The sequence below is a fragment of the Streptomyces sp. NPDC052043 genome (assembly GCF_044548235.1).
Taxonomy (GTDB): domain Bacteria; phylum Actinomycetota; class Actinomycetes; order Streptomycetales; family Streptomycetaceae; genus Streptomyces.
The window spans coordinates 197,233-221,362 of record NZ_JBIUBT010000012.1; the positions used below are offsets into that span (position 1 = coordinate 197,233).

General features: G+C 73.0%; 21 protein-coding genes and 1 tRNA gene. 6 read left to right on the forward strand and 16 right to left on the reverse strand.

Annotation, left to right across the window (positions count from 1 at the left end; genetic code table 11):
• Positions 1–124: 124 nt before the first annotated feature.
• Genes ACIHCX_RS28255 through ACIHCX_RS28270 form a run of 4 tightly spaced genes read right to left on the reverse strand, consistent with a single transcriptional unit; the run spans position 125 to position 5,175 of the window.
• Entirely contained in the window at positions 125–1,501 is a 1,377-nt protein-coding gene (locus ACIHCX_RS28255; RefSeq protein WP_400034281.1) for an AAA domain-containing protein, read from the reverse strand.
• Positions 1,498–3,102, reverse strand: a complete 1,605-nt coding sequence (locus tag ACIHCX_RS28260) for a hypothetical protein (RefSeq protein WP_400034283.1) — start codon at positions 3,100–3,102, stop codon at positions 1,498–1,500. Before ACIHCX_RS28260 ends, ACIHCX_RS28255 begins: the two co-directional genes overlap by 4 nt.
• Positions 3,093–4,250 (reverse strand): hypothetical protein, encoded by a 1,158-nt coding sequence (locus ACIHCX_RS28265; RefSeq protein ID WP_400034285.1) that lies wholly within the window; start codon positions 4,248–4,250, stop codon positions 3,093–3,095. The genes ACIHCX_RS28260 and ACIHCX_RS28265 overlap by 10 nt, the downstream gene beginning before the upstream one ends.
• Positions 4,177–5,175 (reverse strand): phosphatase PAP2 family protein, encoded by a 999-nt coding sequence (locus ACIHCX_RS28270; protein WP_400034287.1) that lies wholly within the window; start codon positions 5,173–5,175, stop codon positions 4,177–4,179. The genes ACIHCX_RS28265 and ACIHCX_RS28270 overlap by 74 nt, the downstream gene beginning before the upstream one ends.
• A gap of 239 nt (positions 5,176–5,414) precedes the next feature.
• Between ACIHCX_RS28270 and ACIHCX_RS28275 the strand changes: the two genes are divergently transcribed.
• A complete protein-coding gene (locus tag ACIHCX_RS28275) occupies positions 5,415–6,008 on the forward strand; it encodes a histidine phosphatase family protein (RefSeq protein WP_400034289.1) in 594 nt (197 codons plus the stop codon).
• Positions 6,009–6,132: 124 nt separating this feature from the next.
• Here ACIHCX_RS28275 and ACIHCX_RS28280 read toward each other — a convergent pair whose 3' ends face one another.
• Complete coding sequence (locus tag ACIHCX_RS28280; RefSeq protein WP_400034291.1) at positions 6,133–7,602, reverse strand: hypothetical protein; 1,470 nt, start codon at positions 7,600–7,602, stop codon at positions 6,133–6,135.
• Between the two features lie 307 nt (positions 7,603–7,909).
• Here ACIHCX_RS28280 and ACIHCX_RS28285 point away from each other — a divergent pair, with 307 nt between their 5' ends.
• Together ACIHCX_RS28285 and ACIHCX_RS28290 are read left to right on the forward strand one after the other, a co-directional pair.
• Positions 7,910–8,290 carry a hypothetical protein gene (locus tag ACIHCX_RS28285; RefSeq protein ID WP_400034293.1) on the forward strand — a complete coding sequence of 127 codons (381 nt, stop codon included), beginning with the start codon at positions 7,910–7,912 and terminating at the stop codon, positions 8,288–8,290.
• Positions 8,291–8,375: 85 nt separating this feature from the next.
• Positions 8,376–9,245: a spermidine synthase gene (locus tag ACIHCX_RS28290; protein ID WP_400034295.1), complete on the forward strand. Its 870-nt coding sequence runs from the start codon at positions 8,376–8,378 to the stop codon at positions 9,243–9,245.
• Between the two features lie 118 nt (positions 9,246–9,363).
• On the opposite strand, the gene ACIHCX_RS28295 is transcribed toward ACIHCX_RS28290, so the two are convergent.
• The 4 genes from ACIHCX_RS28295 to ACIHCX_RS28310 all read right to left on the reverse strand — a co-directional run bounded on the left by ACIHCX_RS28295 (position 9,364) and on the right by ACIHCX_RS28310 (position 14,252).
• Entirely contained in the window at positions 9,364–10,800 is a 1,437-nt protein-coding gene (locus ACIHCX_RS28295; protein ID WP_400034297.1) for a GH1 family beta-glucosidase, read from the reverse strand.
• A 157-nt stretch (positions 10,801–10,957) separates the two neighbouring features.
• Complete coding sequence (locus ACIHCX_RS28300; protein ID WP_400034299.1) at positions 10,958–11,860, reverse strand: carbohydrate ABC transporter permease; 903 nt, start codon at positions 11,858–11,860, stop codon at positions 10,958–10,960.
• 11 nt (positions 11,861–11,871) lie between these two features.
• Positions 11,872–12,885, reverse strand: coding sequence for a carbohydrate ABC transporter permease (locus ACIHCX_RS28305; protein ID WP_400034301.1), 1,014 nt, complete (start codon positions 12,883–12,885; stop codon positions 11,872–11,874).
• Positions 12,886–12,890: 5 nt separating this feature from the next.
• On the reverse strand, positions 12,891–14,252 hold the full coding sequence (locus tag ACIHCX_RS28310; protein WP_400034303.1) for an ABC transporter substrate-binding protein: 1,362 nt from the start codon (positions 14,250–14,252) through the stop codon (positions 12,891–12,893).
• Between the two features lie 367 nt (positions 14,253–14,619).
• Here ACIHCX_RS28310 and ACIHCX_RS28315 point away from each other — a divergent pair, with 367 nt between their 5' ends.
• Entirely contained in the window at positions 14,620–15,675 is a 1,056-nt protein-coding gene (locus tag ACIHCX_RS28315; protein WP_400034306.1) for a LacI family DNA-binding transcriptional regulator, read from the forward strand.
• A gap of 455 nt (positions 15,676–16,130) precedes the next feature.
• Here the strand turns inward: ACIHCX_RS28315 and ACIHCX_RS28320 are convergent, their stop codons facing one another.
• The 7 genes from ACIHCX_RS28320 to ACIHCX_RS28350 form a co-directional block, all read right to left on the reverse strand.
• Positions 16,131–17,921 (reverse strand): ABC transporter permease, encoded by a 1,791-nt coding sequence (locus ACIHCX_RS28320; protein WP_400034308.1) that lies wholly within the window; start codon positions 17,919–17,921, stop codon positions 16,131–16,133.
• Positions 17,922–17,924: 3 nt separating this feature from the next.
• Entirely contained in the window at positions 17,925–18,668 is a 744-nt protein-coding gene (locus ACIHCX_RS28325; RefSeq protein ID WP_400034310.1) for an ABC transporter ATP-binding protein, read from the reverse strand.
• Positions 18,665–19,180, reverse strand: coding sequence for a PadR family transcriptional regulator (locus ACIHCX_RS28330; protein ID WP_400034312.1), 516 nt, complete (start codon positions 19,178–19,180; stop codon positions 18,665–18,667). Before ACIHCX_RS28330 ends, ACIHCX_RS28325 begins: the two co-directional genes overlap by 4 nt.
• 406 nt (positions 19,181–19,586) lie before the next feature.
• Positions 19,587–19,659: transfer RNA gene (locus ACIHCX_RS28335), tRNA-His, on the reverse strand.
• A 111-nt stretch (positions 19,660–19,770) separates the two neighbouring features.
• On the reverse strand, positions 19,771–20,379 hold the full coding sequence (orn, locus tag ACIHCX_RS28340; RefSeq protein ID WP_400034314.1) for an oligoribonuclease: 609 nt from the start codon (positions 20,377–20,379) through the stop codon (positions 19,771–19,773).
• A 136-nt stretch (positions 20,380–20,515) separates the two neighbouring features.
• On the reverse strand, positions 20,516–21,736 hold the full coding sequence (locus ACIHCX_RS28345; protein ID WP_400034316.1) for a GlxA family transcriptional regulator: 1,221 nt from the start codon (positions 21,734–21,736) through the stop codon (positions 20,516–20,518).
• A gap of 378 nt (positions 21,737–22,114) precedes the next feature.
• Positions 22,115–22,276, reverse strand: coding sequence for a hypothetical protein (locus ACIHCX_RS28350; protein ID WP_400034318.1), 162 nt, complete (start codon positions 22,274–22,276; stop codon positions 22,115–22,117).
• 309 nt (positions 22,277–22,585) lie between these two features.
• Here ACIHCX_RS28350 and ACIHCX_RS28355 point away from each other — a divergent pair, with 309 nt between their 5' ends.
• Positions 22,586–23,113 carry a universal stress protein gene (locus tag ACIHCX_RS28355; RefSeq protein WP_400034320.1) on the forward strand — a complete coding sequence of 176 codons (528 nt, stop codon included), beginning with the start codon at positions 22,586–22,588 and terminating at the stop codon, positions 23,111–23,113.
• Between the two features lie 344 nt (positions 23,114–23,457).
• A complete protein-coding gene (locus tag ACIHCX_RS28360; RefSeq protein WP_376396109.1) occupies positions 23,458–24,024 on the forward strand; it encodes a GPR1/FUN34/YaaH family transporter in 567 nt (188 codons plus the stop codon).
• Positions 24,025–24,130 lie beyond the last annotated feature (106 nt).

The window sequence follows — 24,130 nt, forward strand, 5'->3', positions numbered from 1 at the left end:
CCCCCCGTCAACTCCTCACGGCCGCCAGGCCACCCGGTGTTCCCGCAGATGGGCCAGGAAGGACCGCGTGGTTGGCTTCCCAGCCGTCGGGGGCTGTAACCATCGGCCGCCTCCGGCGGCGTCCTCACGGCCGCCACGCCACCCGGTGTTCCCGCAGGTGGGCCAGGACCGCGTGGTTGGCTTCCCAGCCGTCCGGGAACTTCACCGTCACCCCCAGCTGGACCGGGTCCGTCGACGGGTGGTTGTCCAGGAGGTCGGTCACCCCCGCGCGGCACACCACGACGCAGGCGTGCCGGTGGCGGGAGGCGAGGACGCACAGGCGGCCCGTCTCCAGGTGGAAGGCGGTGGCGTCGGGGCGGCCGGAGAGCGGGTGCAGGACGACCGTGACGTCGAACTCACGGCCCTGGAGCCGATTCGCCGTGTCCACGGCGACATCCGTCACGCCCAGTTCCGCCAGCGCCGCGCGCACGGCGGCCGCCTGGTCCCGGTGCGCCGTGCCGACCGCGATCCGGTCGGCGGTCAGCGGCGCCGGGTCCGAAGACCGCTCCGAGACGGCCGCACCGCCCCGCTCCAGCAGTCGCCGTACGACCGCCGCCACCGCCCGCACCGCCTCCGGATCGGTGCGCGGGGTGTGCCGCGCGGGCAGCTCCAGCAGGCCCCAGCCGGACTCGGCGGCCTCGTCGAGCACCCGGTCGGGACCCGAGCCGTCCGAGGGGACGGCGAACGTCAGCCGACGGTCCCCGGCCGACGTGCCGCTGCGGAACGGCGTGTACGGGTAGAACGCGTCGGAGACCAGCGGCGCCGCCGACGCCGGAAGCCGCCAGGACACCGGCAGCCGGTGCTGGGGCAGCTGCGGGTTGTGGGCCAGCAGGGTCGTCACCGCGGACGCCGACGGGTCGTAGGACAGGCCCGCCCACTGCTCGCTGCCGACGATCGCGAACGGGTCCAGCTGGCCCGGATCGCCCACGAACAACGCCCGTTCGAACAGCCCGGCCACCGCGAGCAGGGCGTCCGAGCGCATCTGGTACGCCTCGTCGACGATCGCGTGCCGCCACGGCTCGTCGACCTTCACATGCGCCCACTTCGCGGCGGTCGACACGACTACGTCGAGTCCGGCGAGGTCGGCGGCCTTCGCCGACTTCCGCACGTTCGGCAGGCCGTCGAGCGCCTTGTCGTAGGGGTCGGTGTCGCTGCTGTGCAGCCGGCCCACGGGCAGGTCGGGATTCTTCTCCGCCAGCCGCAGCACCAGGTCGTCGACCTGGGCGTTGGTCTGCGCGACCACCATCAGCGGCCGTCCCGCGGCGGCCAGCTCCAGCGCCGCGCGCACCACCAGCGTCGACTTCCCGGCGCCGGGCGGGGAGTCGACGACGACCCCGCGGTGCGCGCCGTGCAGGGTGTCGCGGAGGATCGCGTCGGTCGCGCGGGCGGCCGCCGCCCCGGGGTCGAAAGGCGTCCGGAGGCCGGCGGGGCCGACCGCGGGGTCCTGGGCGGGGGCGGTCACAGCAGATCCTCCTCGGTCACCGGGTCCGGGGCCTGAGGCGTGCTCTCCTCGCCCGGCGGGCCACCGTGCGTCCACGGGGTCTGCTCCGGGTCGGGCAGCTTCGCGCCGCCGCGCTGCTCGTGTTCGAAGAGGGTGAAGCACAGGCGGTCACCCTTCTCCGGCACGGAACCGGCCGCGGGTTCCCTGCCGCGGCCCATCCGGTCCAGGATTCGCAGGACAACCAGCGCGCCCTGGGCGTCGTCCTCCTCGACGGCGACGACCTCCGCCGACTGCGGCTTGCCGTCCAGCGAGCGGTACGCCCTGGCCCGCTCGCCCAGGTGCGGCCGGTCGTCGGTGCGCACGGTGACCAGCGGGCGCGGACTGGGCCGCTTCCCCTCGCTGTACGCCGCGACGACGTCCGTGACCTCGCCCGCGAACGCCTCCCCCGCCAGCCGCCGCCCCGCCATGACCAGCGGGTCGTCCAGCGCCTCCTGGGCTTCCAGGCGGGCCTGCTCGCGCTCGCGCGTGGCCAGCTTGTTCGCCGCGGTGACCGCGTCGTCGCGGCGCGGCTGCGGCGGCTCGCCGGCCCGGACGCGGTCGCGATGGCCGGTGAACGACCAGCGGTCGCGCGTCCAGCGCTCCTCGACGTGCGCGCCCTCGGGCAGCGCCCGCAGCAGGTCCAGGCCGCGCCAGACGTTCTCCCAGGTGGGCAGGGCGCACCGCGCGACCAGGTCGCGGATCCCCTGCTCGGCCGCGGTGAGGGCGCCCAGCCGCGCGTCGGCCTGAAGGCCGTCCTCGGCGGCGGCGAGGGCGGTCCGGGCGCGGTCGTAGCGCTCGATCGCGGGTGCCAGCAGCTTGTTGTCGAAGGCCGGATCGGTGGCGGGGCCCGCGGGCGGGCACTCCAGCTGGCCGTCGGCGGTGCGCGCCAGCTCGGCCCGCAGCGCGGCCTCGGCGCCCGACCCGCCGTCCGGCGGGTCGATCCACGCGAGCAGCGCCGCCAGGTGCTGGTCCTCCAGGCTGGACTGGCCGGTCGTCCAGTGCCGGGCCAGCAGGTCGGTCATCGCCGGCAGCAGCGAGGAGCCGGGCACCCGGGCCCGCTCCCCGAAGTGGGTCAGCCACCGCCCCAGCAACGGCACCCTGGGCGGCGCCGGGTGCGGCGTCTGCGGGTCCTGCTCCGCGGTGCGCCGGAAACGCATGGAGCGCCCGAGCAGCCGTACGAAGTCGATGCCCGCGCGGCTCGGCACGATCAGCTGGGGCGCGTCCGCGCACAGCTCCACCTCGACCTTGACCCGCTTGCCGCTCTCCGGGTCGGTCTCGCTGCGCTCGGCGGCCTCGACGGCGTCGGCGCAGGAGTCGATGTACGGCAGGATCACGTCGGCCAGTTCGGCGAGGAACGCGAACCGCAGGTCGCGGTCGCGGGGCTGCGGCACGGCCAGCAGCCGCGGCGCGTCACGGTCCGTGCCGACCAGCGCGCCGAGCGGGGCGCCCGCCTCACCGGCGGTGGTGAGCGGCACGAACACCAGCGGCCGCGTGGACAGACGTCGGTGCCGGACGGTCGCGGCGGGCTGGGCCCGCCCGGTCCGCACGGCCTCCAGACGGCCCAGGGTGGCGATCAGCGACACAGCGCCTCCCGCCCGGCCGGCTCCAGGGCCTCGGCCCGCAGCACGGCGGCCCGGCGCAGGGCCGCCACCGCCGGGTCGTCCGGGTCGCCCGCCGCGCCGTGGGCGGCCGCCAGCACGTCCTCGACCGTCGACAGGCCGCCCAGTTCGGCGCGGACCGAGCGGCCCAGCGTCGTCACCGCGCCCTGTGCGCGGGACCGCGCACGGCAGTGGAACGCCAGCTCGCACGTGGCCAGGCACTCGGGCGCGTACGTCGCCGGGACCGCTTCCACCGCGGCCGTCAGCTCCCGCGGGGACTGCTCGGGGGAGAAGGACACGCCCTCGGGCAGGGCGGCGGCGATGTCCTCGACACGGGTCAGCCGGGTCAGCTGGCGGGAGGTCACCGCGCGCTGCTTGCGGACGTCGACGGCGGACGCGGTCGGCAGGTTGGAGAAGTCCTTGGGGCACACCAGGAGCACCCGGTGCCGTACGCGCGGGACCGGGTCGAGGCGCGCGGCGACGTCCTCCAGCGCCAGCACGTACACCGCCGCCTGCCGGGCGGCCGCGCCCACCTTGGCCGGGTCGGCGGAGCCGTCCAGCATCGGGAAGGACTTGATCTCCACGACCGTCCAGCTGCCGTCCGGGTGCACCACCACCGCGTCCGGCTCCAGATAGGCGGGCGAGCCCGCCACCTCCAGGGCGAGCATCGGATGGTCGAGGAGCGTCCAGGCGCCCGCCCGCGTCGCCTCGCGCAGCGCCAGCGCCGTACGCGCCGTACGCCCTTCGGGGCCGACGGCGCTCAGGTCGGGCACCCGGCCCTCCCGCGGCGGCTCGGCGCCCGGGTCCAGCCTGGTGTGCGCGAGCCTCAGCAGCTCGGCGCCGCCGTCGGCCTTGACCCGCGCCTCGAACGCGTTGCCCCGCATGAAGGCGAACTGCGACTGCCCGAACACGGCGGGCGCGCCCAGCGCCTCGGCCAGCACCGCCTTGTCCACGCACGCGCCGTCCAGGACGGCGCGCCGTCCGCAGCCGGGGTTCGCGGCCAGCGCGGCCAGGGCTCGGGCGTCAAGGGCCCGGGCCGGTACGCCGGGCCCGCGCAGCTCAGCGAGCCTTCCCGAGGCTCTCGACTTCGCTCGGGCGGGCAGGACCCCAGGCCGGGGCGTCGTCTCCGGCATCCTCGGGGACGGCACCCGGTTCGGCTCCGGGGCCGGACCCTGCTTCGCGCTGCCGTGGAATGTGCTCACCCGCCGAAGTCTGGCATTCGCCACTGACAATCGGGGAACCCGCGGCGCCCGGGTCCCCCGCGACGGCCGTGGCCCGGGGGGCCAGCAGCGCCTTGGCCCGGTCCGCGCCCCGCATCACGAACGGCGCGAGCAGCATCCCGAGCCCCATGACGGCCACGCCCGCGACCGCGTCCAGGAGGTAGTGGTTCGCGGTGCCCATCACGACCAGCGCGGTCAGCAGCGGATAGGCGACGCCCGCCGCCTTCGCCGTGCGCGTGCCGCCGTGCCGCCACAGCATCACTCCGCACCACAGGGCCCAGCCCACGTGCAGGCTCGGCATGGCCGCGTACTGGTTGGTCATACCGCCCAGCCCCCGTGGCGCGCTGGCCTCGCCGCCCCACCAGCCGTACGAGCTGTACTGGGCCATCGTGTCCACGAAGCCGTGGTCCGGGGAGAGCAGGCGGGGCGGGCAGGTGGGCAGCAGGGTGAAGCCGATCAGGCCGATGAACGTGGACGTCATCAGCCAGGTGCGGGCCATCCGGTAGTGCGTGGTGCGCGCCCTGAACAGCCACACCAGGATGAGCGGGGTCACCAGGTAGTGCAGCGACGCGTACCAGAAGTCGGCGGGGACGCCCAGCCACGGCTCCCGGGTGAACAGGCGGTTGAGGGGGTGCTCCGCGTTGAGGTGGAGCAGCTTCTCGACGCGCAGGAGCGCCAGGCCGTGGTCGACGGCCGCGGAGACGTCGCCCCGGGCCAGCAGCCGGCCCGCCGAGTAGCAGCCGTACACCAGCAGGATCAGCGGCAGCTCGGTCCACCAGCGCAGCCGGGTGCGCGGGGCCGTCTCGGTGCGCCGTGCCGGTGCCTCGGTCTGCGGCATCCGATGCCCCTCCCCGTTCATCACATTCATCGCGGTTCATCGCGTCATGGCGTTTCCCCGTGCTGCTCCGCCCGGCGGTACCCGGACAGTTGTGCCACTTTACGGTGCCCGACCCGATCACCTCGGGGTGCCCCCGGCCCTGATAGACGCGGGCACCGCCCCCCGGGTTGCCACCGGACGGCGTGCGCGATGATGGAGTGATTCCGTCCGAAGATCCGACTTTTTCCGGAAGGTTCTCCATGGCACCGCGCATCCTGTTGGCCCGGCACGGACAGACCGAGTGGTCGTTGTCCGGCAGGCACACCGGCAGGACCGACATTCCCCTCCTGGACGAGGGCCGGCACGGCGCCAAGCTGCTCGGGGAGCGGCTCCAGCGGGCGCCGTTCGACGGCCTGCCCGGGGTCGAGGTCCGCACCAGCCCGCTGGCACGCGCGCGTGAGACGTGCGAGCTCGCCGGGTTCGGCGACCGCGCGATGTGCTGGGACACGCTGATGGAGTGGGACTACGGCGCGTACGAGGGCCTGACGCCGCGGGAGATCCAGGCCGAGCGGCCCGGCTGGCTGATCTGGCGCGACGGCGTCCCGCGCGGGGAGACGCTCGCCGAGGTGACCTCCCGTGCCGACGAGGTGGTGGCCTGGGCGCGCGGCGAGGACCGCGACGTGCTGGTCTTCGCGCATGGGCACGTACTGCGGTCGATCGGCGCCCGGTGGCTGGGCCTGCCGCTCGACTTCGCGGCGCGCATCCGCCTCAACCCCACGTCGCTGTCGGTACTGGGCTGGGCCTATGGAGAGCCGGCCCTCGAAAGCTGGAACGACGTGGGCCACCTCGTGTGATCGCCGGACCTGTGCCGCCCGGCCGGCGGAGGTCCCGGAGGAGCCGGGGGAGGGACCCCGTGGTGGGGCCGGGTGAACCCGACCCCCACGGGGCGCCCGTGCGTCCGGCCGGCCCGGGGGCGCGTCACACCGGCCGAGGGGCGCTCGCGTGCCGTTCCAGGAACGCGGACACCTCGCTCGACCTGCGGTGCGGCAGCAGCACCCGTGCCGTACCCGCCAGCATCGCCTGGATCCGGGACGACTGGACCTGGTTCAGCAGGTCCAGCACCCGCATTCCGGCGGCGGCCGCCTCGTCCGGCAGCCCCCCGCGCGCGAGGTCGTCGGCCAGCTCGGCCGAGTAGAGCGCGATGTTCCGCGTGAAGTGGGGATCCTGGAGCTGCGCCGCGCGCCGCGCGTGCCGGGCCGCCCGCGGCCAGTCGCCCAGCGTGGACCAGCACTGCGCCTCGAGCCCCGCCAGCTCGGCCTCGCCGTAGAAGCTCATCCACTCGGGGTCGGCGTCCGAGGCGCCCCGCTCGTACAGGGCCCGCGCCCGCGCGAGCGCCCGCTCGCAGCCCGTGCGGTCGGCGAGCCCGGCCCAGCCACCCGCCTCGCGCAGCGCGAGCAGCGACATCAGGCGCGCCGAGCCCAGTCCGCGCCCCACGCGCTGCGCGGCCTGTGCGGCCCGCACCGCCTCGCGGGGCCGTCCCGCGTCCCGTGCGAGGAACGCGGTGTTGCAGAAGGCGTGCGTCTCCAGGGGCCGGTCCCCGGTCATGCGCGCGGTGGCCAGTGCCTCGGCGTAGTGCGAGCGCGCGTCGTCGAAACGCCCGGAGTCGTGGGCCAGCCAGCCGACCGAGATGGCCAGTTCACCGGCGCCCGAGTGGAGCCGGTCGGCGGTCGTCTGCCGGGTCGTGCCGGCGTCGAGCAGGGCGTAGGCGGCGCGCAGCGGTGCGGCCGCCCTGCGGTAGAGGCCGTCCGCTCCGTGCCGGTCGTCCAGCAACCGGATCCGGCGGACGGTCTCTTCGACGGCCCCGGCGTCGCCCGTGCCGGCGCGGCGCGTGGGGCGGTCCGCGGCCGCGGCGTCGAAGGCGGGGCCCAGGGGGCTCAGCGAGGCGGCGGCCACCGTGGCGCCTCCGCGGGTCATGAATGCGCGACGCAGCACGTCGCTCTCCTCGTGGTTCTCGTGGTCATCGTGCGGGTGGTACGGGTCGTGGGGGCAGTACGGGTCGTAAGGGTCCTGCGGGTCCGGCGAGTGGTGATCCGGGGACGGGCGATCCGGGGGGTACGGGTCGCCCGCCTCGCGCGCCTCGTGCGGGGCACGGGAGGCGCGTCCTCGAACGGCCGACCGGGGCGCGAACCCCAGATCGGTCAGCGTGCGGCCGGGGAACATGTGCAAGAACACACGTTCATAGGCGTAGTTGGGGCAACGGATCTCACCTGCCTCCACCCGGCCGATGTAGCGCGCGTCACAGCTGACCCGCTCACCGACCTCGGTGGCGGCCCGTCGTACCGCCGCGGCGAACTCGGCCGGCGAGCGCTGTCCGCGCAGCCGCCGGAAGGCGAGATTCGGCCGTGGTGGGTGGGGGAACTGGGACGAGGTCACTGTCGACGACGTCATGGCCGGGCCCTCTCGTGCGAACCGTCGAACCATGCCGGACGCAGGGGAATCGCCCGAGTCGCCCCGGTCGTCCGGGTGAGCCCCTGTTTCCGGCGAGCAAGAAAGTACCCGCTGTGTCCGCCCGGGTACGCAGTGTTTGGCTACAAACCGGATATCCCATCCGTGATCTGCCATGAAGTGCCACCCTTCCTGGCGGACTTCGCCCGTAGCCGTTGACGCACCTGTCGCGTTGAACCCCGTGGACCGGGAGCCGCCAGACTCCCGACCCGCTCGTTCACGAGGAGGGATTTTCGTGATGGAGGCCGGGATGGAAACCCCGCGCAGTGTCGATCCCCGTGCGCAGTCCCCGTGCGACGTGGTCACCGTGCCGGCCCGGCAGGGCCTTGAGGCGGTCGACATCCTGCGCCGCGGGCCGGGTGACGCGGTGGGCCCCGTACTGCACGACGACGGGGGCGGCACGCTCGGCTTCGTGGTGCCGGCGGGCACGGCCGCGGCCTGGGACGTGCCCGGGAGCACCTGCACCGAGACCGACGGAGGGGGCCTGCGGCTGGCCCCGGAGCCGCCCGTGGAGGGCTCGGACTGGCTGGTCCCGCCCGACGAGGCCGACCTCGCGACGGACCCCGCGGTGCTGCGGCGGGCGCTGGGGGAGGCGGCCCGGACGATCAAGGCGGCGGACGGCTGCTGCTGACGCCGGCGCCCCGCCTGCCGGAACGCCCGCCCACGGCTCCCGCCACCTGTGGGTGGCACACCGCACCGCTTGCGACAATGGGCCCATGGGAAGGTCCAGGAGTCCCCGCCGCGGGCGAGGAGCCGTCGAAGCCGTCGCCGAACAGGTCGACGGCGGACTCGCGCAGCTCATACCCGACCGGGAGCGGGCCCGGGGCTGGACGCTGCTGATCGACGGCGCCCCGCAGTCCTACGTCGACCTCGACGACCCGGCGTACCTCTCCTTCGAGTACCAGCGGCGGCTCGGGCACGTGATCGACCTCGCCGCTCCCGCCGGGCGGCCCGTCCACGCCGTGCACCTCGGCGGAGGGGCGTTCACCCTCGCCCGGTACGTCGCGGCCACCCGGCCCCGCTCCACCCAGCAGGTGGTCGAGCGCGACGGGGCCCTCGTCCAACTGGTGCGCCGGGAGCTGCCGTTGGATTCCGGGGCTCGTCTTCGGGTGCGGTCGGCGGACGCCCGCGAGGGCCTCGCCAAAGTGCCCGACGGCTGGGCCGACCTGGTCATCGCGGACGTGTTCAGCGGCGCCCGCACGCCCGCCCACCTCACCTCGACGGAGTTCCTCGACGGGGTGCGCAGGGTCCTCAAGCCGGGCGGTCTCTACGCCGCCAACCTCGCCGACGGCCCTCCGCTGGCCCATCTGCGCGCCCAGATCGCCACCGCGGCCGCCCGGTTCGCCCGGCTCGCGCTGGTCGCCGACCCGACGGTGCTGCGCGGCAAGCGCTTCGGCAACGCCGTGCTCGTGGCCTCCGACCTCCCGCTGCCGGTCGCCGAGCTGACCCGAAGGGCCGCCACCGACCCGCACCCCGGCCGCGTCGAACACGGCCGCGCCCTCACCGACTTCACCGGAGGAGCCGCACCGGTCACCGACTCCGCGGCGGTCGCCTCACCGGCCCCGCCGGCCTCCGCCTTCCGCTGAACCGGGCGTATCCCTCCGGTGGTCGCCGATCTCCATCTGCGCCGCCGCAGGCCGGGCAGAACGCCCCGGCCGGTTCACGCTCGAACCGGCCGGGGCGCACGGTGGACCGGGCAGGCCGTCAGGCGGCGTCCGGCGACGGCAGCTCTCCGGTGCGGGCCGCCTTTCCGTACCAGTGGGCGCTGGACTTCGGGGTCCGGGCGAGGGTGTTGTAGTCGACGTAGACGGCGCCGAACCGCTTCTCGTACCCGTAGGCCCACTCGAAGTTGTCCATCAGGGACCACAGGTAGTACCCGCGGACGTCCGCGCCGTCCGTGATGGCCCGGCGCACCGCCGCCAGGTGGGAGTGCAGGTAGGCGATGCGCTCCGGGTCGTGCACCCGGCCGTCGGGGCCCACCTTGTCGTCGTAGGCGGCGCCGTTCTCGGTGACGTACAGCGCCAGCCCCGGCGCCTCCCGGGAGTAGCGCATGATCAGCTCGTGCAGGCCGGTCGGGTCGATCGTCCAGCCCATCTCGGTGCGGTCGCCCGGCGTCTGATGGAACGCCACGTCGTCCGCGCCGGGCCACGGCGAGTGCGAGCTCGCCCCGTGACCGTCGGCCCGCGGGCTCTCCAGCGTCGGGTCCGCCGCCGACACCAGGGCCGGCGTGTAGTAGTTGAGGCCGAGCGCGTCCAACGGCTGGTGCGCGGTGGCCAGATCGCCGTCCAGGACGAAGGACCAGTCCGTGAGCGAGGAGGTGGCCTCCAGCAGCGTGGCCGGGTACGCCCCCTGCAGCATCGGGCCGTGGAAGATCCCGTTGGCCAGGTCGTCGATCTTCCGGGCCGCCGCCAGGTCCGCGGGGTCCTGCGAGACCGTGCGGACCACCGAGGAGTTGAGGCTGACCGCGACCGAGTTGCGGGACGGCATCACCGAGCGCAGCGCCTGTGTGCCCAGACCGTGGGCCAGGTTCAGGTGGTGGGCCGCGCGCAGCGTGGCCGCGGGCTCGGTGCGGCCCGGTGCGTGCACCCCGGAGCCGTAGCCGAGGAAGGCGCTGCACCACGGCTCGTTGAGGGTGATCCACTGCTCCACGCGGTCGCCGAGCGCCTCACCGACGATCTGCGCGTACTCCGCGAAGCGCAGCGCGGTCTCCCGCTCCGGCCAGCCGCCGGCGTCCTCCAGTTCCTGCGGCAGGTCCCAGTGGTAGAGGGTGACCGCGGGCTTGATCCCGTGGGCCAGCAGCTCGTCCACGAGACGGCGGTAGAAGTCCAGGCCCACCTGGACGGCGGGACCCCGGCCGGTCGGCTGCACACGCGGCCAGGAGACGGAGAAGCGGTAGGCGTTCAGGCCCAGGTCGGCCATCAGGGCCACGTCGTCGCGGTAGCGGTGGTAGTGGTCGACGGCGATGTCACCGGTTTCGCCACCGGCGGTCTTGCCCGGGGTATGGCTGAAGGTGTCCCAGATCGAGGGCGTGCGGCCGTCCTCCCGCACCGCCCCCTCGATCTGGTACGCGGAGGTCGCGGCGCCCCAGAGGAAGGCGGGCGGAAAGGTCACCGGGGTCACCGGCTGTGCGGACTCAGGCATGGAAGCGCTCCCATAGATGGTCGTGAAAGACCTACGGTTCGAAAGGGGAGGATGGACAGAGTGGACCAGGGGCCGGGACCACGGTGATCCGGCCCCCGGAAAGGCGGGGGGTGCGCGGCGGCCGGGCCGCCGCGCGGACGAGGACGGGGTGCGGGCGTCAGCCCTTGACCGCGCCCTGCATGATGCCGCCCACGATCTGCTTGCCGAAGATCGCGAAGACCAGCAGCAGCGGCAGCGTGCCGAGCAGCGCGCCCGCCATGATCAGGGACTGGTCGGGGTTGTAGCCGCGGCCCAGGCCCGCGAGGGCGACCTGCACGGTCGGGTTGCCGGTCTGGGTCAGCACCAGGAACGGCCACAGGAAGTCGTTCCAGGTCTGCACGAAGATCAGCATCCCCAGCACGGCCATCGCCGGCCGCGCCGCCGGGAACACCACGTGCCACACCACGCGCCAGCTGCTCGCGCCGTCCACCCGGGCGGCCTCGATGATCTCGTCCGGCAGTGCCTGCAGCAGGTACTGCCGAATGAAGAACACGCCGAACGCGCTGACCAGCGACGGAAAGATCACTGCCTGCAACTGGTCGGTCCAGTTCAGCTTGGCCACCATCATGTACAGCGGGATCACACTGAGCTGCGGCGGCACCATCATCGTGCCGACCACGATCAGCATCAGCGCGCCCCGGCCCTTGAAGCGCAGCTTGGCGAAGGCGAAGCCGGCGATCGTGGACAGGAACACGACGGTAGCCGCGGAGACCCCCGCCACGATCGTGGTGTTGACGAGCGCCTTGCCCAGATTGGCGTCCGTCCAGGCGACCTGGAGGTTGTGCATCAGGTTCGAGCCGAACCAGAAGGGCGGCGGGGTCTGCGCCAGCCGGTTGTTGTCACGGGAGGCGGCGATCGCCGTCCACACCAGCGGGAACAGTGAGCCGATGGTGAACAGGGCCAGGATCACGTACGCGACCGGGCCGGCGTGCAGTTGCCCGCCCGCGCGGGCGGCCTTGGGCAGGCGTGTCCGGCGCGGTCCGGTGGTCGGCGTCTCGGGTTCGGTCAGGGTCGTCGTCACGGCCGGACTCCTTAACTACTGGCGCGCAGCCGGCGCGAGATGACGTAGTTGACGATGCCGATCACGATCAGGATCAGGAACATCGTCCAGGCGATCGCGGAGGCCCGGCCCAGGTGCTGGTTCACCCAGCCCTGCTCGTACAGGTACAGGCCGAGGGTCTGGAACTGGTGCTCGCCGCCGCCGGAGGCGCCGCTGGTGGCGTCGAACATCAGCGGCTCGCCGAAGACCTGGCTGGCGCCGATGGTCGACACCACGGCGGTGAACAGGATCGTCGGACGCAGCTGCGGCAGCGTGACGTGGAAGAACTGCCGGAACCGGTTGGCGCCGTCCAGTGCCGCCGACTCGTACAGGTCCTGTGGGATGGCCTGCATCGCCGCAAGGTAGATCAGCGCGTTGTAGCCCGTCCAGCGCCAGATGATGATCGTGGAGACGGCGATCTGGGAGGGCCACTTGTCGTTCTGCCAGTCGATGTGGTGGAAGCCGACCGAGTGCAGCGCCCAGTTGATCATGCCGTAGTCGCGGCCGAAGAGCAGCACGAAGACCAGCGTGGCGGCGGCGATCGAGGTGGCGTACGGCGCGAGCATCGCGACCCGGTAGAAGGTCGAGGCGCGCAGCTTGTAGTTCAGGATGTGCGCCACGCCCATCGCCATCAGCAGCTGCGGGATCGTGGAGATCAGGCCGATGGTCAGGGTGTTCTTCGCCGCGTTCCAGAAGAACTCGTCGTCGAAGATCCGGGTGTAGTTGTACAGCCCCGCCCACTGCATGTCGGTCGGCGCGGTCAGCTCCACCGTGTGCAGCGAGGCCCACGCCGTGTAGATCAGCGGGAACAGGCCGAAGGCGAGGAAGAGCAGGAAGAACGGCGAGACGAACGCGTACGGGCTCCATCGCATGTCCCGCTGCCAGCGGCGCGACAGCCGCGCCCGGCGCCGGTGCTCCGCGTCGGCGGGCTCCGCCCCCACCGGGCGGCCCGGGGCCGCGCCCCCCTCCTGCGAGGGGGACGCGGCGGTGTCGTGCCGGGTGGCCATACCGGTCACTTCTCCAGGTTGTTGTCGATGGTCTTGGTGGCCGTCTTCCAGGCGTCGGCGGGCGACTTGCCCTTCGTCACGAGGATGACGCCGTTGTCCGTCAGACCCTGCTGGATGATCTGGTCCTTCGGGCCGATGACCTGGGTCGGGATGGCCTTGGCCGCCTCGGCGAAGATCGGGCCGATCGGCGCGTCACCGGTCATGTCGTTCTTCGCGTCGGTCACCGCCGGCATGGTGTAGGCGGCCGGTGCGCTCGGGAAGCTGCCCTGGACGCCGAACAGCTTCGCCTGCTGCTCGGGAGCCGTCAGCCAGGCGATGAACGCCTCCGCCTCCTTCACGTGCTTGCCGCTCTTGGGCACGCCCAGGAAGCTGCCGCCCCAGTTGCCGCCCTTGGGCGGCACGGCCACGTCCCACTTGCCGGCCGCGTCCGGCTTCGACTTGCCCTTGATGTAGCCGAGCATCCACGGCGGGCACGCCATGGTGGCGAACTTGCTGTTCGCGATCGTCTGGTCCCAGCCCGGCTGGAACTGGACCTGCGACTGGAGCAGACCCTCCTGGGCGGCCTTGGAGGTCAGGTCGAAGGCGGCCTTGACGGCAGGGTTCGTCTTGTAGATGACCTTGCCGGAGGAGTCGTAGAACTTGTCCTCCTCACTGCTCAGGACCGCATTGATCAGGCCACCCGGGGAGTCCATGAAGTAGGTGCCGCTGGGCGCCTTCTTCTTGAACGTCTCGCCCGTCTGGATGAACTTGTTCCAGTCGCCCGCCCACAGCTTGCCGACCTCGTCGCGGTCGGTGGGCAGGCCGGCCTTCTCGAAGAGGTCCTTGCGGTAGCAGATCGCCATCGGGCCGATGTCGGTGCCGAGGCCGATGGTCCGTCCGTCCTGGGTCGTGGCCTGCGCCCACTTCCAGTCCAGCCAGTTGCTCTTGTCCACGCCCGAAGCCTTGGAGAGGTCCTCGAACTTGTCCGCCTGGGTGGCGACGACCTCGGCGATGTTGCCGACCTCGACGGCCTGGACGTCCATCAGGCCGCTGTTGGTGGTGAGGTGGTTGATGAGCGCCGGGTAGTAGTTCTCGTTCCGCTCGATCGAGTTTTCCTGGATCTTGATGTTGGGGTGCAGCTTCTCGTACTCGGTGTAGAGGCCGGCCTCCTTGAAGCCCATGGTGCCGAAGAGCCCCATCGTGATCGTGGTCTTGCCACCGCCGTTGCCGCCGCCGGACGAGCCGGACTTGTCTCCGCTGTCGCTGGAGCAGCCGGCCAGCAGCCCGGCGCCCAGCGACGCGGCTGCCGCCAGGACCACCGCCTTGCGGGCGATGGGGGTCCCCCCGCTCGAACGAAGTCGAGAATGGGGGAGCAAACGTGCTCGCATTGCGTCCTCCTGTTGCCCTGACGTGCCGACCCCCCGGCCAACTGCATGTTGGGCCCGTTTTTACTCGCTGCGGCTCGGGCGGGGAACGTGCGGGTTGTGTATGTGTCAGGTACTGTGGGAGCGCTCCCACCAGTGATGTGTTGAAGGGTCGCGGGTTCGAGCGGGGGTGTCAAGGGTGTGAGCGAGGACAAATGCGTTCGGTTATCTGCCTGTTAACTAACGCGGGTGGGGGGAGGTTCTCGCCCCGGGCCTGCGGAGTCGCTCCGTCCCCGCAGGCCGCCACGGCGGCCCCCGGGCCCGGTGTCCGCACTCGGGAGACTGTTACATTCCAGGCCAAGGCGGTTTCGACGGCGAAAGGGCGGAGCCAATGACAGGCCACGGAGCGCGGGGCCGGAGCGGCGGTCGGCCGACCCTCGAAGAGGTCGCCGCGCGGGCCGGCGTCGGCCGCGGCACCGTCTCGCGGGTGATCAACGGCTCGCCCCGGGTCAGCGACGCCACCCGGGCCGCCGTCGAGGCCGCGGTCGCCGAACTCGGCTACGTCCCCAACACGGCCGCCCGTGCCCTCGCCGCCAACCGCACCGACGCGATCGCCCTGGTCGTGCCCGAGCCGGAGACCCGCTTCTTCGCCGAGCCGTACTTCTCGGACATGCTGCGGGGTGTCGGCGCCGGACTGTCGGACACGGAGATGCAGTTGCTGCTGATCTTCGCCGGCAGTGACCAGAAGCGGCAGCGGCTGGCCCAGTACCTGGCCGCGCACCGGGTGGACGGCGTCCTGCTGGTCTCGGTGCACGCCGACGACCCGCTGCCGGACATGCTGGCCCAGTTGGAGATCCCGGCGGTGATCAGCGGCCCCCGCTCGGCGGGCGAGACCCTGCCCTCGGTGGACTCCGACAACTACGGCGGCGCCCGCTCCGCGGTGGAGCACCTGATGGCCCATGGCTGCCGCACCATCGCCCACATCACCGGCCACATGGACGTCTACGGCGCCCAGCGCCGAGTCGACGGGTACCGTGAGGCCCTGCGGGACGCGGGTCAGGAGGTGGACGAACTCCTCGTGGCTCAGGGAGACTTCACCGAGGGCGGCGGCCGTCGGGCGATGGCGCGTCTGCTGGAGCACCGCCCCGACCTGGACGCCGTCTTCGCCGCCTCCGACGTCACGGCGGCCGGTGCCCGCCAGGTGCTGCGCGAGGCGGGCCTCCGCATCCCCGACGACGTGGCCCTCGTCGGCTACGACGACTCCGCCATAGCCCGCCACATGGATCCCCCCCTGACCAGCGTCCGTCAGCCCATCGAGGAGATGGGCCGCGCGATGATCGACCTCCTGCTGCACGAGATCGCCGACCGCCGCCCGGCGGTGTCCCGGGAACTGGAGCGCAAGCAACTCGTGCTGCCTACGGAACTGGTGGTGCGGACGTCGTCCTAGCGGACGTCGTGCCGGCGGGACCTGTCCTGGCGGGCTCCGGCCCGGTGGACCACGGTCTGGCGGGCCCTGGCCTGGTGGACCACGGTCTGGCGGACCCTGTCCTAGCGAGCCCCGTCCCGGTGGATCCTCCTGCCCTGGCGGAACCCGGTCTGGTGGATCCCGCCCCGGCGGAACCCGGCACGGCGGGCCCCGGCCTGGTGGATCCCAGCCCGGCGGACCCCGGTCCCGCGACCTTGGGGGCTCCGGCCGTGACGAGAAGCGCGGCGGGCTCGGCAGGGGCGTCGGTGATCGTCCGCTCCGGGGCGGTGCCGGCCCGGGGCAGCGCCTGTGCGCCGGCGGGGTCACCCGGCATGGCTGTCGCGGCGAGGTGCCGGGAGGGTTTCCTGCGCTGCCGTCGGTTCATGGCTGCCGAGGGTAGCGGCTGCCGGTCAGGGGAGCCGGTGCCGGCCCGGACATCAGCTCACCTCGCTGTGCAGGGCCTTGTGGACGGGGTGGCGGGCGCTCAGGCGGGCCGGGGCGGTGGTCAGGGCCGCGAGGGCGAGCAGCGCCGCGGCGGCCGTGCCCGCGGTCTGGGCGGCGGACGGCACGACCAGGGAATCGGGGCCGGCCTGGAGGAACGCGCACAGGCCGATTCCGGCGGGAACGCCGACGGCGGCCGCGGGCAGGGCGGGCAGCAGCTGTGCCAGGACGAGCCCGGCGGTGGCCTGGCCGGGCGTGGCGCCCAGGGTGCGGGCGATGGCCAGTGGACGCTGGGCGTCCAGGGCGGCGTTCCAGGCGGCGGCGACGGTGTTGACGACGGCCAACACGGTGAGGGCGACGAGGACACCCTGGACGATGTGGCTGGTCAGCACGTCGCCCGGATCGGGCAGCCTGGACGCCCCGAGATCGAGCCGGAACGGCGGCTGGGCCTGGTAGGTGAGGGCCGCCGAGAGCCCGGTGACGACCGTGAAGGTGCTGGTCGCGGTGAGGAGCGCACGGCGTGGGCGGCGGGCGGCCAGACGCAGCCCCAGCATGAGGGGGACGGGCAGCCACCTGGCATCGCGGACGAGCGCCGACCGCTCCCGGGGCGCGCGGGCCGGATCAGCCAGCGCGCGGGCGGTGGTGGTGCGGGCGGCACGCCAGGCCGGGCCGGCGGCCGCGCCGCAGGAGATCGCCAGGGCGGTGACGGCCACGGCCGTGACGGTGCCGGTGGACGGGACGGCCAGTGCGGTGCCGATCAGCCCGCCGCCGGGGTCGGTGAGTGCGGGCGCGAGCAGGCAGCCGAGGGCCAGACCGGCGGTGCCCGCGGTCAGCGCCATGGCCAGGTACTCGGCCAGCAGCACCGCCGCCACCAGCCCCGGGGTGGCGCCGACCGCCTTGAACAGGCCGACCCTGCGGGTCTGTTCGGCCAGGCGGCCGGCGACCAGGCTGCTCGCGCCGGCGAGGGCGAGGGCGACCAGGAGCCAGCCTCCGGTGACGACGGCCTCGTGCGCGGTGCGCAGGCCGCGGCTTTCGTTCAGGCCGAACTCCTGCCAGGCGCGGACGTTCGCCTGGACGGCCCGTACCGCCGGGGAGGCCACGAACGCCTGGGCGTCTTCGGGGTCGTCCAGCCTCAGGGTGGCGGCGTAGGACAGGGGCAGCTCGGGGGTGGCGAGGCCGCGGACGTCGGCTTCGGTGAGCCAGAGCAGGCCCGCATTGTGCGAGAGGCCTCCTCCTTGCGGCGACCACTCGGCGCCGGGGTAGGGCTTGTGGGCGGCGGTCAGCGCGACGCCGGTGACCGTGAAGGTCCGCCCGGCGACGGTGAGACGGTCACCGGTGCGGACACCCAGCGCGAGGGCGAAGGCGTGTTCGACCACCGCGCCTCCGGGACGCACCCAGCCGCCCTGGGTCAGCCGCGGGTGGTCGAGGGCGTCCGGTGTCGTGCCGCGCCCCTCCGCGACGGCCTGCACGGTGAGCCCGTGGGCCCGGACCATCGGGGAGATCACGGGATACGGCCCGCCGTGCTCGCTGACCCCCGGCAGGTCCAGCAGCGGGGCCAGGTCCCGCAGCGCCTCGTCACCGGTGCTGATCGGCATGGCCATCACGTCCGGTCCGCCGGTCGCGGCCCGGGTCTGCGCGTAGGACTGTCCCGCCGCGTCGCGCAGTGTCGTCCCCAGCGTCACGGCCGTGCACGCGAGGGTCACGGCCAGCACGAGGATCGCCGACTGGAGCAGGTGGCGGCGCAGGCCGCTCAGGGCGAGACGGGCTGTCAGGGCAAGGCGGCCCATCGGTCACCCTTCCAGGTCGATCAGGGAGTGGACGTCCGCCCGGGCCGCCGGGAAGGCGGTGTCGTCGACGAAGGCTCCGTCCCGCATGGTGATCAACCGGTCGGCGGTGGCGGCGATCCGCGGATCGTGCGTGACCAGTACCAGCGTCTGGCCGGTGGCGCGCAGATCCTCGAAGAGGCGGAGCACCTCGCGGGCCGCCGCGCTGTCCAGGTTGCCGGTCGGCTCGTCGGCCAGGATGAGCGAGGGCGTGTTGGCCAACGCGCGTGCGATGGCGACCCGTTGCCGCTGCCCTCCGGACAGCGCCGACGGCAGGTGGCCCGTCCGGTCCGCGAGTCCGACCCGCTCCAGCAGTTCCAGGGCGCGTCGACGGGCCCGGCGCCGCCCGCAGCCGGCCAGCAGCGCGGGGAACTCCACGTTCTCCACGGCCGTCAGCTCCTCCATCAGATGGAACGACTGGAAGACGAAGCCGACGTGCCGGCGGCGCAGCCGGGCCAGGGCCCGTTCGCCGAGCACGTCCAGGCGGTGGCCGGCCAGCCAGACCTCCCCGCCGGTCGGGCGGTCCATGCCGCCGAGGAGGTGGAGCAACGTGGACTTGCCGCAGCCGCTCGGTCCCATGACCGCGACGCTCTGGCCCGCGCGCACCTCCAGGTCGACCTCGTCGACCGCCCGCACCAGGCCCTGGTCCTCGCCGTGCTCCTTGGACACCCGGTGTGCCCGCAGCACGGTGCCGCTCGATACGCCGGTCACGCACCCTCCCTCTTTCCGAGCCATGCCCGCTCGCATGCCTCCAGCCAGCGCAGATCCGCCTCCAGCCGCAGCACCACGCCTTCCAGCAACAGCGAGGCGGTCGGGACGCCGGGCTCGTCCAGTGCCGCCCGCTGGGCGTCGCGCAGCCGGCGCATCAGCTCCCGGCGCTGGAGGTCCACCAGATCCACCGGATCGGCCAGTCCACTGGCGGCGGCCGCGACCAGCCGCAGATGGAAGTCGGCCAGGTCGGGCTTCGGCCACGCCGCCCCCGTGAGCCAGCGCGCCGCCCGTTCCCGGCCCGCGGAGGTCACCTCGTACACCTTGCGGTCGGCGACCCCTTCGGCGTCGAGGCACACCACCAGCCCCGCCTTCTCCAGCCGCGACAGGGTGACGTACACCTGCCCCGGGTTCATCGCCGCCCCCAACGGCCCGAGCGCCGCCCGCAGCCGAGCGCGCAGCGCGTACCCGTGGGCCGGCTCCTTGACCAGCATCGCCAGCAACGCGTCCTGCATCCCCGTCCCTCCACAGCCGGCGGCTATGTCTAACGGTTATCCCCCGGGGACGTCAACTGACCCCAGCGCCAGGGAGGATGACAGCGCGCCTGCCCCGCAGTGAGGCCATGGCGGACGAGTGGTACAGGGTGGTCGTGGACCGTGACCGTGATGGCCGGGCTTTCGCCCAGAGCCCTCGCCCGCGAAGTCGAGGAGGAGACCGGCCGGCGCCTGCGCCGGTGCGGCGGCTGCTCGGGATCACCCACGATCTTCCCCGGCTCAAGGAGAACCGAGGCCCCGGCGAACACCTCGTCCACGACGTGATCGCGAGGGCCCTGCGCAACCCACCGGACCGGCCCTGAAGGAGTCGGGCGGGTACGCGAGAGGCCGGTGACCTGGGTACCAGGTCACCGGCCTCTCGGTGAAGGGTGAGTGACGGGACTCGAACCCGCGGCATCCTGGACCACAACCAGGTGCTCTACCAGCTGAGCTACACCCACCATGACCGGTCACAGGGATTCTGTGGCTTCCCCGACCGGCCGAGAAGAAGTCTACAGGGTCCGAAGGGGTGCTCGCGCACAGGTTTCGCGGCGCCCCTTCGCGGGACCCCGCTACACCTGCTGAGCAGGCAGGACGTGCTTCGCCGCGATCGTCCTGGCCGTGTCGGAGTCGGGACCGGGCTGGGGGACGAAGACGGCCTCGCGGTAGTAGCGCAACTCCGCGATGGACTCGCGGATATCGGCCAGGGCGCGGTGGTTGCCGTTCTTCTCCGGGCTGTTGAAGTACGCCCGCGGGTACCAGCGCCGGGCCAGCTCCTTGATCGAGGACACGTCCACGATCCGGTAGTGGAGGTAGCCCTCCAGCGTCGGCATGTCGCGCAGCAGGAAGCCGCGGTCGGTGCCGACCGAGTTCCCGCACAGCGGGGCCTTGCCGGGCTCCTTGACGTGCTCCCGCACGTAGGCCAGGACCTGCTCCTCGGCGTCCTTGAGCGTCGTGCCGCCGGTCAGCTCGGCGAGCAGACCGGACGCGGTGTGCATCTCACGCACCACCTCCGGCATCGTCTCCAGCGCCGAGTCCGGCGGCCGGATGACGATGTCGACTCCCTCGCCGAGTACGTTCAGCTCGGAGTCGGTGACGAGGGCGGCCACCTCGATGAGCGCGTCGTCGGACAGCGAGAGGCCGGTCATCTCGCAGTCGATCCACACCATGCGATCGTTCATGTGTCTCACCTTACGGCGCCCCGCCGCGAGCTGAACCGACCGTGCGGCGCCTTGTCGGGCAAGGGCCGACGCGGCCCCCACGCCGGGACGGGCGGGCGGACGGTGCCAGGAGGCCCGTCCGCCCGCCCGCCGTGGATCAGGAGCCGCCGCGCTGGCCCGGAACGCTCACCGACAGGGCCGCCGTGCGGCGGGCCTGGTGGGGCACCTGGCTCTCCGGTGGGAAGGAGGGCAGCGGCGACGCGGGACCGGCCTGGGCGGCCGCCGCGGAGTGCGGTCCCGGGACGCCCGGCACGCCGGCCGTCCCCGAGCCGAGGTCGCCCTCGCCCTGCCGCTCGTTCTGCGGCCGCCGTGCCCGGTAGGCCGCCCGGTACGCCGCCGGGGACGAGCCCAGCTGCCGCCGGAAGTGGCCGCGCAGTGCCACGGGGGAGCGGAAGCCGCAGCGGCCCGCCACCTCGTCGACGGAGTAGTCGGACGTCTCGAGCAGCCGCTGGGCCTGGAGCACCCGCTGGGTGATCAGCCACTGGAGCGGCGCGCTCCCGGTCAGGGAGCGGAAGCGGCGGTCGAACGTACGCCGGCTCATGTACGCGCGCGCCGCCAGCGTCTCCACGTCGAACTGCTCGTGGAGGTGCTCCAGCGCCCAGGCGACGACCTCGGCGAGCGGGTCGGCGCCGATCTCCTCGGGTAAAGAGCGGTCCAGGTAGCGTTCCTGGCCTCCGCTCCTGCGAGGCGGGACCACCAGCCGCCGGGCCAGCGCGCCCGCGGCCTCGTTGCCGTGGTCCGAGCGCACGATGTGCAGGCACAGGTCGATCCCGGCCGCCGTGCCCGCCGACGTCAGCACGTCGCCGTCGTCGACGAACAGCTCTCTGGGATCCACGTGGACCGACGGATAGCGCTTGGCCAGCGTCGGCGCGTACATCCAGTGCGTGGTCGCCGGCCGGCCGTCCAGCAGGCCGGCCGCGGCGAGTACGAACGCCCCGGTGCACAGGCCCACGATGCGGGCGCCCTCCTCGTGCGCCCGGCGCAGCGCGTCGAGCGCTTCCTCCGGCGGCGGCGAGGTGATCGAGCGCCAGGCCGGTACGACGACCGTGCCCGCGCGGGAGATCGCCTCCAGGCCGTGCGGTGTGGTGAGTTCCAGGCCCCCGGTGGTCCGCAGCGGGCCTTCCTCGCCGCCGCACACCAGCAGTCGGTAGCGCGGTACGCCGGCGTCCTGGCGGTCAACCCCGAACACCGACAACGGTATGGAACTCTCGAAGATGGGGCCGCCGCTGAACAGCAGCACCGCGACGATCTCCTTGCGGCGTCGCCCGGAAAGCTTCCGGGCCGCGGTTTCCGGCGCGGCAGCGGAGTCGTGGCTCATACTGCTAAGCCCCCCTCGGTGGTCGCGGCTCCTCGGTTGTGTCGCTCCTGCACGTTTCCCCTCGGTCCTGCACGAGTCCCCCGCCGTAAGACAGTCAAGATCGAATCTACTGCGTCCCGCCGTGCCGCGTTGACCAGTTCGTCACCCGGCACATTGTCGACATGGCAACTTGGCGTGAAGCATTCGATCACGAAGCGTTGCACTCGGGGAGCGTGCAGGGAAGTGCGCCTCGTCGCGGTGGCCAATCCCCGTAGGGTGCGCGGGGCAGCGGGGACCCTTTCCGTGCAGGTCGAACGGGGAGTGGGGGGTACTTCGGCCGGGGAATGCACAGATACGAGAAGTTGGCTGAAAAGCTACGGCTGCGTGCGTAAAAACCGGTCAACCGACCGGTGCTCTTCCGCCCGGGTGCCGGACGGCCGCCAGGCCCGGGGCGGTGCGGGTCGCGCCGGCGAACGACGTGCCGTACTGGAGCAGGGTCGCGGAGACGAGTGTGCAACTGAAGGCGGCCCAACGCGCCGCCTCGCCGACGGTGTCGCCCAAGGCGCGCCGCCCGGTGTCCCGTCCGGCGTCCCGCGCGCCGCTCGGTGCGCCGGGTGCCCCGCTGTTACCGCGATCCCGTCCGTCGCGGAAAGTGAATCCCGCACAAACCGCCTGTACGGGGCAGCAACCATTGCGTTACGGGCGTGGCTCGTGCATGCTCCGGTGAACCGCCACGGAGAGTGCGCGGGATCTGGGCTAAGGAGGCGTGCCGCCGTACCCTTGGGGGTATGGGGACGGGAAGACCATTCCCGGACACAGCTTCGCCACAGACTGTCGTCCCCGACAAAGGATCACAACGCCGAGACAGCCATGGCCGGTCACGAATTCTTCGAACCCGCGGACCGCAAGCGACCGGTCGCCGACCCCACGGCGGCCGATCCCCTGGCGGCGGAAGAGCCACGCCATCCCTGCGATCCGGCGTTCAAGCACGGCGTCGTCGTCGGCTTCGACGGATCCACCTCCAGCGAGCGCGCCCTCGCCTACGCGATCGGCATGGCGCACCGCACCCATGCGGGCCTGATCATCGTGCACGTCGCCAACCGGCTGCCCACCACGGTGTGGGCGGGCTGCGAGCCCCCCGTCTTCGTCGACGTGCCGGACCACCGCACCGAGGTCCTCGGCCTCGAACTCGCCTGCGCGGAGTACCTGGCGGAGGTGCCGTGGATCCTCGTCGAGCGCGGCGGCGACATCTGCCACGAACTCGAAGAGGTCGGCAGGGAGTACGAGGCGGACGCGATCGTCGTCGGCTCCACGCACGGGCTCGTGGGGCGCCTGTTCGGCTCGGTCGCGGGCCGGCTCGCCAAGCGCGCGCGGCGGCCGGTCGTCGTCATCCCCTAGTGCCGCGACAGGCAACGTTTGCCCCGTCGCGACGCCCGGCACGCCCTCTCGCCGCACCGGCCGGAAGCCCGAGTACATCCAGTACGAGGACTTCCGGCCGGCACTCCCCCAAGCTCTTCGAGCAGGGGGGACCCCCAGAGCACGCACCGGACGCCGCTCCTTGACGGGCAAACGTTGCCCGCCGCGGCACTAGCCGATCGCGCCCTGGACGGGCCCTCGTCGGCCGACTCCCTTTTCCCGTCGCGCACTTTCCGTGAAGCTACTCGCGCGTAGAGGTGTTTGTGCCCTTGTGAAGGGCATATACCGGTCACCGCACAACTGCGCAGGCATGAAGGGAGCTTGCCGTGGCCAACGACGTCTCTGCGGGAAGCACCACAACCACCATCCTCGGCCGACTCGCCCTCGGTGTCACCCTGCTGGCCTTCGGCCTCGGGTACACCGAAGTCATCAACGGAGTGACGGCGAACGACTCGGTGACGCTCGCTCACTATGTGGGCGGCGTCGCACTGTTCGTCGCCGGACTGCTGGCCTTCCGCGATCGCGACACCGCGACCGGTACGGCCTACTGCGCGCTCGGCGCCCTCTGGTTCACCTGGGCGGTCTCGGCCGGCAACCAGGTCTCCGGCAACGGCGCGGGGCTCTTCCTGCTTCTGTTCGCCCTCGTGGCCCTGACGTTGACGCTCGCCGGCGGCGACGTGCTCGGCCAGGGCGCCTACGGGCTGTTCTTCGTCTCCCTGGTGCTGCTCGCCATCGCACGCTTCGCCGACAACGGCGGCCTGGCGAAGGTGGGCGGCTGGTTCGCCGTGGCGGCGGGAGCGGTCGCCTGGTACGCGGCCACGGCGGCGCTCGCCCACTGGCCCACGGAACTTCCGCGACGCGCTGCCGGCCGGGGGGTGACGGCCACCGGGTAGCTGCGCGGGCTGGGGGGTGGGATGCTCCCCGGCGATGGAGACGGACCCCCGCGTGATGGGTGCACACGTGGGGGTCCGTTTCTCACGGGTTGGCCCGTGCGGGCGC